Below are 10,718 nucleotides of genomic sequence, written 5' to 3'. Positions count from 1 at the left end.
CAAGACAATCAAGGCAAGAAGACAGCCGGTGTTGATGGAGTAAGAGTAATCTCTCCAAGACAAAGGTTTGAGCTTGTGGAGAATATTAAGGGAAATMTCAAATCAAAACCACTGCGACGGGTGTGGATACCAAAACCTGGCAGGGATGATAAAAGCTKGAATAGGAATACCCACAATCCAAGATAGAGCAAGGCAAGCCTTGGTCAAGTCGGCTCTCGAACCTGAATGGGAATCGAGATTTGAAGGTACAAGCTACGGGTTCCGTCCCGGACGGTCTGCCCATGACGCAATTGGCAGAATTTATACTGCCATAAATCAAGGACAATATTATGTTCTCGATGCCGATATAGCAAAATGCTCTTACCGTGAACCATGATTACCTACTGTCCAAAATTCATTGTCCAAGCAGCCTAAAAAGAGACCTGAAACAATGGCTCAAAGCGGGAGTGCTAGATAAAGGTGTATTTGAGGATACAGAAACAGGGACACCCCAGGGAGGGGTAATAAGTCCAATACTCGCCAACATCGCACTGTTGGGTATGGAAAGGCTAGTTAAAGAAATGTATCCTAATAAAGGAACAGCCACACAAGCCAACCTAATACGATACGCCGATGATTTCGTGGTTATCTCAAAAGACCTAGGAATCATTGAACAGTGCAAAACTGCTATTTCTGAATGGCTAAAGCCTGTTGGATTAGAGATTAAACCTGAAAAAACTCGAATCTGCCATACACTCAAATCTATTGAGTATAATGGCAAAGCAGAGAAACCCGGATTTGATTTCTTAGGTTTCAATATTAGGCAATATCCTGTAGGAAAATATAGAACTGGGAAAATCCAACATGGGAAACCATTAGGACAYAAAACACATATAAAACCCAGYCAAAAAGCAGTTGCCCACACAGAAGCGATAAAAGGTGTAATCAAACAATATAAAACAGCACCTCAGTCAGCCCTGATTAACAAACTGAACCCAATTATTCGGGGATGGTCAAACTATTATTCAGCGSTAGTCTCAACAGAGACCTTCAACAAGCTAGACTTCATAATCTGGCAAATGTTAAGGGCATGGACAGTATCGAGATGCGGAAAGGCAAGTTACGAAAAGCTAAGTAATTATTTCAGACATGAAACAATTAAACTTAGCAATGGGAAAGAAAGACACGAAAATTGGATGTTYCAAACCAAAGATGGATTTCGACTGTGGAAACATAATTGGACTCCGATTGTCAGACACACCCTAATACGCCCTGACGCAACACCATACGACGGAAATTGGACTTACTGGGCAACCAGGAAAGGACAAGCAATCGATACGCCAAATAGGGTAGCAAAACTACTTAAAAAGCAAAAAGGCAAGTGTACCTGGTGCGGGCAATTCTTTACCCCATCAGATTTAATTGAAGTAGACCACACTGAACCTAGAAGCCAAGGCGGAAAGGATGAATACAAGAATCTTCAATTATTACATCRCCATTGTCACGATGATAAAACAGCTCTTGATGAAGAGATGATGCTGTACTCTTAACAAGGAGACAGTCAAACTAGGAGCCGTATGAGGTAAAAGTCTCATGTACGGTTCTCAATGGGAGGGATAGACCTCACGGTCTATCTCGACCCCTAATAGTTTGAATCTCAAGCTATAGAAGCGGATCATCCTAAAGACGTTGCTGAGGTCGTAAACTATGTTTCTGCAATTAATTATGGTTTAGAACGTCTTGAGGAGCTGCCTGTATGTTTGCGATTAATTCGAGAAATTCATCAAAAGCTATCGGGTAATGCAATTGCATTGCTTGAAAGTCTTTACTTTAGACCAATTTTTACGGTGGAACACGCTCAATCGGTTACAAGTTTGACATACCCTAACGCCAACACTTTGATTAAAGATCTTAGCGCTATAGGTCTTCTGCAAGAAATTACTGGACAAAAACGCAATCGGGCATTTTCTTACGCACCATATTTGGCAGTTTTCCAAGATCCCTAAAAACAAGTAAAACCTAACAATGGCTAAATCCACGCCCAAATCTACCACTGATGAAGATTTAGAACTGTTGGCACAGTTGGGGATAGATATCGCCCCGGAAGCGACTCGCGAATATTCCCCTAGAGAAGAACGGATTATCGCGATCGTTTGAGGAAATTGATCGCTTTGTTGCCGAAAAAGGTAGACTTCCTCAACTTATGGGCGATCGGGATATTGAGGCGATCGCCAAAATCCAGGACGGCACCATTGAGCAATTCCAATATGAGTGGGAAACCGCCAGTCTTATTAGAGTATCATAACACATTTTAGCAATCAAGGGCTATTGCGTTTTCGCACCGGATATTTCCCAATGGATTTTGGGAGCAGGTCAAGTTTAGTATTTTAACAGGAGTAGGGTGGGCAGTGTCCATCCTAACAATCGCTCAAGTTTTCAGCCCTGTTATTATGTTGCACTGGTTGCTCTATTTTAGCCTACTGCATAATCGCTCATTTCTCGCATAAAAGGCGGGTAAAATCCTAGCACAATATCTTGCTTGGGGACACCCAAGTTGACTAAATCTTCCGCCACATCATGCTCCGTTGAATTGCAAAAAATCCAAATTTTCTCATTGCGGATATCTAAATGGATGACACCCTGATGAATCCAGCGCTGATGGTGCCAACCAAAATGGACAATTTGATAATGATTTCGTTGGGTATCAAAAATAGTCTCAACCTCAATCTCCCCATAGGCTGGCTTACTTTGGGCATATTCAATCAACAATTATTGCACAATTTGCTGATAGGTCTTTAATTTATCTGTCACTCCTTCCATAGCACAATTCGCTCCAATTCAATATCATAAATAATCAGTTTTACCGAATTTTCTTGCACCACTGAGGCTGGAAATTCTCGTTGAAAGAAAGTCTGATAGACTAAATTAGGGATAGCCAGATAAAGAATGCGATCGGGGTCTTCACAGCCTAAAGCAGCCCGATAGTTAATGAACTGCCCCAAGGCTGTATGAAACTCTGAAATTGCCGATGCCCTCGCCAAAAAACTTTTGACTTCCACCGCAGCCATAATAAACGATCGCATAAACCTGATGCTATCCAAACTTATTATACCAAACTATCATCGCGCCTAGGAGTTTGAACCTCTGAGGGGCTGGAATGACTGGGGTAAGAGGGGATTCGAAATTGGACGCAATTTGATGAATCAGTCACCCGCCTAGAGGTGAACTGCAATGGAAACTCCCCAGGAATTAGACACAGGGGGAACTCCAAAATACACAAGTTATGCTATAATTAGTTCCCAAACATGAACCTGAGTTGGGTAGGCAGGCTATGATATTTATTAACCCCAAAACGGACTACGCTTTTACAAAAATCTTTGGTTCGGCACAAAGCAAGAACATCTTAATCAGTTTTCTCAATGGTTGGGTCTATGAGGGAAATTCCACTATTGAAGACTTGGAAATCATTAAGCCAAATTTGCCCCCGCAACTGGAAGGGTTAAAAGATACCTATCTCGATGTTAAAGCGCACTTGAATGACGGCACATTGGTGATTATTCAAATTCAGGTTTTGAATGTGCAGTTTTCTGGGAAGCGGGTTTTATTTAATGCGGCGAAAAACTATGCGTTTCAACTGGAACGGAGACGACAAGTATATCGAGACCTAAAACCTGTGATTGCTTTAACCTTGACCGACTTTGATATGTTCCCCGGACAAAATCAATTGATTTCCCGGTTTGTCTATCGCGAGAAGTCTGAGGGCTGGTACTACCCAGATAATGGGATGGAGTTAGTCTTTGTGGAATTGCCGAAGTTTACCAAAGAACTCAACGAACTGGAAACCCTGACGGATAAATGGATTTATTTTATGAAATTTGCCTGATCGCTCACTTCGATTCCTGAAAACATGGATGATATCGCCGAACTAAATCAAGCGTTTGAGATTGCCAATCAAGCGGGATTAACCCTAGAAGAATTAGAAGAGTTAGATCGGCGGGAAATGTTTATTTATGACCAACAGGGTGCGATCGCATTGGGACTACAACAAGGGCGACAACAAGGGCTTGAAGAAAGGCGACAACAAGGCATTGAACAGGCAAAACGTGAGACGGCTCGCAATTTATTGGGTCAACTGAATGATGAGGCGATCGCCCAAGCTACTGGATTAAGTTTAGAGGAAATTGCCACTTTACGGGAAGAGAGGTTTAGTGATTAGCTAAAGTTGAGAAAGAACCCCAGTCTTTTGGATTTGTGACCATGAATGCTGTTGAAATCGAGGAMGCAGTTTCCCAACTCGCGGAAGCACCTTTTGACCCGGAAGCCTTCCCCTATAGCTTCCTGGAAGCCTTTGGGAATAAGGCGACCACCATCAAGCGCCTGAAAAGCGATCGCCACAGCACCAATCAATCGGATTTACCGGGTGGGGTACTTCAGCGCAATAATATCCATTTGCAGGTTTGCCGAGAAGGGGAAGTCACCGCCACCCTGACCGCTTTGCGTGAGAGTCCCGCTACCACTCGCTACAAGGTTAAGTTTATTTTGGCGACGGACGGCCAAAGTTTGGAGGCGGAAAGTCTGGGGGATGGGGAAATGGTGGCCTGTAATTACCCAGACTTTGCGAACCATTTCGGCTTTTTCCTGCCTTTGGCGGGGATTACCACGGTGCGGCAAATCCGCGAGAATGCCTTTGATATCAAAGCAACAGGTCGCCTCAATCGACTGTATGTGGAGTTACTCAAGCTGAATCCAGACTGGGATAAAGCGGAAGGTCGCGAGAAGTTTAACCATTTCATGGCGCGGCTGATTTTCTGCTTTTTTGCGGAAGATACCAACATTTTCCACAGTGAGAAGTTATTTACAAATGCGATCGCCCAGATGAGTGCCGCCGATGCTGCCAATACCGATGAGGTGCTATCGGAGCTATTTCGGGCGATGGCGACCCCCCACAACCAGCGAGAAGCGGCCGGGATTCGCAATTGGGCGAATGTGTTTCCTTATGTGAATGGGGGGCTATTTTCGGGCAGTGTGGAGGTGGCGCGTTTTAACAAAATTGCCCGGTCTTATTTGCTCCATGTCGGGAATTTGGACTGGAAAAAAATCAACCCCGATATTTTTGGCTCCATGATTCAGGCGGTGGCTGATGAGGAGGAGCGCGGCGCTTTGGGGATGCACTATACCAGTGTTCCCAATATCCTCAAGGTGCTTAATCCCTTGTTTTTGGATGATTTGCGATCGCAGTTGGAGGCGGCTGGGGAGAATCGCCGCAAGTTGTTGAATTTGCGCCAACGCCTCGCCAAAATTCGCGTCTTTGACCCGGCTTGTGGGTCCGGGAATTTTCTGGTGATTGCTTATAAGGAAATGCGGAAAATTGAGGCGGAAATTAAGCGTCTATATAGCCTATAACCCCTATTCTACCGTTACTTAGGTGTTACTCAAAGCCATAACAGGATAACAAGTGAGTAAAAAATGAGTAACGATATCAATACCCCTACTGTAGGGGGAAAGGGCAACTATGATGAGAGTTACGCTAGGTTCGTGAAAGCCTATCAAGACTTTAAAGGGGAATGTCCCAAAGGAGTGACACTCAAACTACAAAAGTCCGGGGCTAGGTACAACCTACTATTGCAGTTTAAGCAACCACCTACCGGGAAACGGCTACCCAAGACAGCTAATCTTGAGTGTACACCTCAAGGGGTGATAGACGGGGTTAAGAAAGCTAAACTGGTATCAGAAGCCCTAGGGACTATCACTAGCGCTAGTGAATTTTGGGATTGGTACGATAAAACCATCCTAGGGAAAAATCAGATTGAGRATAATCTGATAACCTAYCGGGAMATMTTTMAACAAATTGAGGACGAGTATTTTGCCGGGTACAACCGCAACACAGGAAGGAAACGTTCTCGCGATATCGCTAGTGACTTAGCGTCTTACGACACTACTAAAGGGAAATATTTCAAGCTGTTCNCCTAACTGGGATGAATATCCTAGCTGGGAGGGTTTCAAGGCTATGTTGTACACTCCCTTACAGAATGGAGAACAATTAATAGGCTCCAAAACCTTCAGGGAACGTTACTACATCTTAAAAGCCATAGCTGAGAAATCACCTAACAAAGAACACTTGCTTAAACAGCTTGAGCCTATTAACGCCAAACAAACGCAATGCATAAAGAAACAGCGTATAAGCATTGATGCCTTTAAGGATTGGTGGTATAGCGCCAAACAAGAAGCCTATACTATTAAAGGTCCTCAACATCAATTATCTCGACATAACTGGTTATGGGTGACTGGTATGGCAGTAATGTACGGGTTAAGACCTACTGAGATAGCTGCAGCCGTTAACTTAACCAAGCATTATGTAACGGATGATGGCGTAACCATCAAAGCACTGTCAGACCCCGATAATCAAGACAATTACTTGGTGCTAGGTGACTATGTTTACTTTACTGACGCAGAAGGTCGGAAAGTGAGTATAAAAACAGGGGGAAGGATTGTTGCACCAATACCTAGCCTTGATATGTTTGAGTTCCTGGAATTGAAACGACCGTTATTGCCAGAATATAGCCCTAGAAAAGGCAGTCAACCCAAAACCATAGTCGCAGGCTTTGATACAAGTTTTAGCGAACGACTTCAATCTATGAAATGCCCGGTAACTCAGAAATATGCTTTTCGTAGGCTGTACAACCTGTTAGGTGAAAAGTATGGACTACCTATCGAGTTACGGGCGAGGCTTATGGGTCATAGCGCAATTGTCAACGAGAGTAACTATAAAACAAAAGGCATTGATGCTACCTTAGAAGTTCTCAAAGGATGCTCTAAGTTACCTATACCATTGGATGTAGCCATAGAACGGTTAACAGCGTTAGGGGTTGATATTGATAGCTCTGAAGCTAAATTATTCCTTGGAGTTATCTATCAGATAGATTAATCTAATCGTCAACCTTTCATAAATTAACACCCCTAGATTAAACCCCTAGGGGTTATTTTATGGCTACAGATTGATGGATCCTGCTATGGTTTTGAGTAACACCTAAGTAACGGCAGAATAGGGGTTGTAGGCTATATAGACGCTAAATATCCTTCGGGGGGCGTTAACTATAAACCCTTATCCTGACAGCGATAGCGGGTTATTACTCAACCCCTATATCCTATTGAGTTACTCAGATATTACTCACAATCTAGTCCTAGCACAGGAAAATAATTCTGTCAATAGGATGATTACTCAGTCAACAAGCACAACTTAATCAATCTGTCAAATGCCYAYWCTMCCCCCCAACCAAACACCGATAGGGTAACTCCCTTGTGATAGCAGTCAATGGCAAGCCTATCGGTTCGTTCCTCACCATTGACTGCTATCACATCGTTCGTTTCCCCAATAGTGCTTGTTTCGGTTAGGGGGAGGGTATGGCTCAAATCAACCCATAGTGGGTTCCCTATGGGAGTCAGATTATTGGTGAAATCTTGACGAGCCTACTCGCTACCAACAAAATGCGATCGCATAATCTAACTATCATCTACCAGAACCAACCCGATACCCCTAAACAACTTTTCAACTGGTAACTTGTTTCGTCATCTCTCGCTGATACCTACATAATCCTAGGGAATTGCCTTACCATCGAAACCGATACCTACATACCGCTAGACAAGTCTCCAATTTATAGGGGTACTGAGTTCCGCACGGGATGATTACCCCTAATAGACGGGTTAAGGTTTTGGCTTAGGGTGTTTATTGTGGGTAAATTAGAGGCAAGCATTCATATAAATTTTTAACAGTCCGTTGCAACAGTCCGTTGCAACAGTCCGTTAGCCAAAAAATACACGCACCCCCTACAGTCAGAAACCATAGGGGGCCATTTAAGTTATTGGGGTAGCTGTTAGGTGTTAGCTGTTAGGGTTTAGGGTTTTCTCCAACCATCATCATCAATATCATCTCTGTTGATTGGAAGAGGGGGTGATTGCTTTTTATCTTCTGACTGTTTTTTNCATACTATTGATGTCATAGAATCACTAACATATCTAATCAARTAATTTAGACTATTTTGGATACCGTCTAACCTACTCTCAATCATTAGGTTTCCTGTATGCGTAATGAACATACTGATAATAATCGCGACAATAATTAACCCTAATTCTACTATTACCAAGTYCATTTATCTTAATTYCCAAAAATGAAGTGTAAACCATTTAATCCTTTCTAGTGGAGAAAATGAAGCGTAAAAATTGCTGTACGGCGGTGATTCAATTATTTGATATTCATGCCATATAATTTCACGTTTAACCATCATATTCTGCTTCACATCATTGTATGTGTAAAATTTTAACCACCCTGCCATTTTCCAGTACACGGGTACACTGTCAGCGTCAAATAATATCCTGATAAATTTACTGCCAGAAATGTCAGGTAATTTTTTAGTACCGTGTAGCTATCATCTTCTATCCTGAAATTAAGTTCATAAACTTTAAACCAATTACTTTCAGATATATCAAGTGCATTAGGCATTGTCTGTTAATTTATTGTTGTAAGTCATAAGTCATTTTAGTTCTCCATTACAGTTTTGTTAGGGCTAAACACTCTGACTCTGGAAGAGCTTTAGGGTAGTAGCGGAAGTCTTTAGTGTTTAGTCTTGATGGTATAAGACTATTTTCCCAAGCACCACCACAAGGTCTTACAAAAACAAGATCGGAGGCATCCTTCAACGCTACTGAAGTACCAATCTGACTACCGTTGACAAAAAGCTTTATTGTATTATTACCGAGCGTTAGTGCGTATTTTATTTCCTCGTTACTTTGAAAGAAGGATGTTGGTGTTACTATTGCACTTGATACAATATTACTACCCTCTAACCGTATCCAACCAGTAGTCGCTAGGTTTATAATAATGCGGTCTGCATTAAACGAAGTATTGCTTTTTGATAATACCAGTAGTGTACAAAAACTAGGTGGTGTATAACCTCCCTTAATGTGGGTGTAAACAGTCATCTCACTCGGATTAAACTCACCCCCCAACACTCGACTAACATTATCAGCAGCTCTAGTAACGGCTGATGCTTGAGTAGGGATGTAGCTAGATGGGGTGGATGCTTGTTCTATTTGTGCGCCCCAAATGTATCCAAACTCAGAGCCTACTGCTGTAGGTATTAACCAAATGCTACTTTGAAAGTCTATAAAAGGGTCAGAACCAGACCCTAGATTATTAACACATGAAAACCTAAACCATCCATTATTATATTTTTCTAGTTTTGAAGATATATGTGTTGCGTTCCCTGCACCAAAAACACCTACAGCTACCGATTCATTATCAAAATCAATTGTATAAGTGAGATAAGAATCGTCAGTTAAAAAACTCTTTCCGAAAATTAAAACTCTGGCGAGTGGTTGTCTTCCTTTTTTCAGAAAAACACTTGTACTATAGTTAGTGTTATCCAAAGCGCCTGTCAATACTGCACGGATGAAGAATGAGCCACCCGGAAAAGTGTTTGTGTTGTAGTGTTTATCAGCAGTTAAAGTTCCATCGGGAGCTAACACGGCATTGCTCTCAATGGCAGAATCGAAGCTTTTAACCCAAAAACTCTGACTAAAATCCTCACTCCACGATACCAAATTAGTCCTCTGTTCCTCCACCAACAACCCTAACCGTTCACCCGTTTCAGGATTAAATGTGTATCTAGGCTTATTCACTGCGGCTGTACGAATCCTGCCTGCTGCGTCTACATACGTTGCCGTAGATGCTCTAGTAACGGTGTAAGTGTCTGTTACAGGTTCTGTTATCCATTCTTCACCATTGTAGCGTGTGTTGGATTTACCAAACTGAGTTGAAAGGGTAGGTTCTACAGAAATACGTGGTTGTACGTCATAGGCACTAGCTACATCATCCATATCTTGTGTAGCTAAATCACCCAACCCTGTAATAGTCGTATGAGGTTGTGTATGGCTAGTTGGCGTTCTAGCATTTGATAATCTGACATCGTTAGCTTCTGTAACAGTTCCGGTAGTTGTTCCAAAATTTTTGTTAAACGCTGTATTTTTGGTAAAAGTAGGCTCTTTACCGTCTAATGTACTTTGAAGTCCTGTAACATTAGCAATGGTATGTGTATGACTTGAAGGAGTAAACGTTGTCGGTTTGGACGTTATTTCAGTCCAGCTATGGGAATGAGTAGATGGGGGGAAAGTGCCAGGTTTATTAGTAATATTATTCCAAGTTAACTGAGTTAATTTGACTAAATTAGTATGTGAGTCAATAACTGCTTGTATCCGTTCATTAGTTAAATACAGATTAACTTCACCTTCTGGCAAGTCATCGGTTGATTGCCCAAACTTACTAGAGTAAATGTTGAAATTAGTCATAACTGCCTCTATATTGAGTACTTAATTAAATGGCTAATAACTTAATACTAGCCATTCATTTGATGATTACATATTGATATATTCGATAATTGTAAAGCTGATACTAGCGCTAGATTCTGCTATCGCCTGTAACTCAGTTCTACCCCACGTTATTGAGATGGTATCACCTGGCTTAACCGAAAATGCAGCGTCTGACACGCTATCACCTGTAGGGTCAAATATTAGATATACATTGGTATTTGACCGATTCTTTACAAACACCGTTCTACCGTTACTGGTAGCATTGATAGGCACAACTTCCGTGATAGTGTTAGCAGTCAAACTTATCGCGGTAGTTTCGGGAGTTCCCTGTATTTTACTGCTAATGTTTAGAGTGTCTAAATTGACAACAGAACTAT

7 protein-coding genes and 4 pseudogenes are annotated in these 10,718 nt (G+C 42.0%); 7 read left to right on the top strand and 4 right to left on the bottom strand.

Annotation, left to right across the window (positions count from 1 at the left end; genetic code table 11):
• The 4 genes and pseudogenes from B9T16_RS21240 to B9T16_RS21225 all read left to right on the top strand — a co-directional run.
• Positions 1-186: pseudogene (locus B9T16_RS21240) on the top strand (RNA-directed DNA polymerase); the annotation flags it as partial.
• Positions 146-376: a reverse transcriptase domain-containing protein gene (locus B9T16_RS21235; protein WP_410245697.1), complete on the top strand. Its 231-nt coding sequence runs from the start codon at positions 146-148 to the stop codon at positions 374-376. The pseudogene B9T16_RS21240 and the gene B9T16_RS21235, both read left to right, overlap by 41 nt.
• Complete coding sequence (locus B9T16_RS21230) at positions 366-1,529, top strand: group II intron reverse transcriptase (RefSeq protein WP_410245696.1); 1,164 nt, start codon at positions 366-368, stop codon at positions 1,527-1,529. Before B9T16_RS21235 ends, B9T16_RS21230 begins: the two co-directional genes overlap by 11 nt.
• 475 nt (positions 1,530-2,004) lie before the next feature.
• Positions 2,005-2,136: a hypothetical protein gene (locus tag B9T16_RS21225; protein WP_410245695.1), complete on the top strand. Its 132-nt coding sequence runs from the start codon at positions 2,005-2,007 to the stop codon at positions 2,134-2,136.
• A 315-nt stretch (positions 2,137-2,451) separates the two neighbouring features.
• Here the strand turns inward: B9T16_RS21225 and B9T16_RS21220 are convergent, their stop codons facing one another.
• Together B9T16_RS21220 and B9T16_RS21215 are read right to left on the bottom strand one after the other, a co-directional pair.
• Positions 2,452-2,748 (bottom strand): XisI protein, encoded by a 297-nt coding sequence (locus B9T16_RS21220; RefSeq protein WP_410245694.1) that lies wholly within the window; start codon positions 2,746-2,748, stop codon positions 2,452-2,454.
• 38 nt (positions 2,749-2,786) lie between these two features.
• The gene (locus B9T16_RS21215; RefSeq protein WP_410245693.1) at positions 2,787-3,062 is read right to left on the bottom strand and encodes an element excision factor XisH family protein; all 276 of its coding nucleotides are present in this window, start codon (positions 3,060-3,062) and stop codon (positions 2,787-2,789) included.
• Positions 3,063-3,310: 248 nt separating this feature from the next.
• Between B9T16_RS21215 and B9T16_RS21210 the strand changes: the two are divergent.
• The 3 pseudogenes from B9T16_RS21210 to B9T16_RS21200 all read left to right on the top strand — a co-directional run bounded on the left by B9T16_RS21210 (position 3,311) and on the right by B9T16_RS21200 (position 6,904).
• Positions 3,311-4,195: pseudogene (locus tag B9T16_RS21210) on the top strand (Rpn family recombination-promoting nuclease/putative transposase).
• A gap of 41 nt (positions 4,196-4,236) precedes the next feature.
• Positions 4,237-5,361: pseudogene (locus B9T16_RS21205) on the top strand (type IIL restriction-modification enzyme MmeI); the annotation flags it as partial.
• An 84-nt stretch (positions 5,362-5,445) separates the two neighbouring features.
• A pseudogene (locus B9T16_RS21200) lies at positions 5,446-6,904 on the top strand (recombinase).
• A 1,619-nt stretch (positions 6,905-8,523) separates the two neighbouring features.
• Here B9T16_RS21200 and B9T16_RS21195 read toward each other — a convergent pair.
• The gene (locus B9T16_RS21195; RefSeq protein ID WP_410245692.1) at positions 8,524-10,320 is read right to left on the bottom strand and encodes a hypothetical protein; all 1,797 of its coding nucleotides are present in this window, start codon (positions 10,318-10,320) and stop codon (positions 8,524-8,526) included.
• Positions 10,321-10,386: 66 nt separating this feature from the next.
• A partial coding sequence (locus B9T16_RS21190; protein ID WP_410245691.1) for a hypothetical protein occupies positions 10,387-10,718 on the bottom strand: 332 nt, incomplete at its 5' end.

This window comes from Arthrospira sp. PCC 8006, assembly GCF_046480465.1.
Taxonomy (GTDB): Bacteria; Cyanobacteriota; Cyanobacteriia; order Cyanobacteriales; family Microcoleaceae; genus Limnospira; species Limnospira platensis.
Note: the sequence above shows the minus strand (reverse complement) of the source record. Positions and strands in the feature narration are given on the sequence as shown.

What these genes read in the sequence shown, in the direction of transcription:
- B9T16_RS21195 (WP_410245692.1), bottom strand. Translation starts at nt 10,320, where the DNA reads ATGACTAATTTCAACATTTACTCTAGTAAGTTTGGGCAATCAACCGAT.
- B9T16_RS21215 (WP_410245693.1), bottom strand. Translation starts at nt 3,062, where the DNA reads ATGCGATCGTTTATTATGGCTGCGGTGGAAGTCAAAAGTTTTTTGGCG.
- B9T16_RS21225 (WP_410245695.1), top strand. Translation starts at nt 2,005, where the DNA reads ATGGCTAAATCCACGCCCAAATCTACCACTGATGAAGATTTAGAACTG.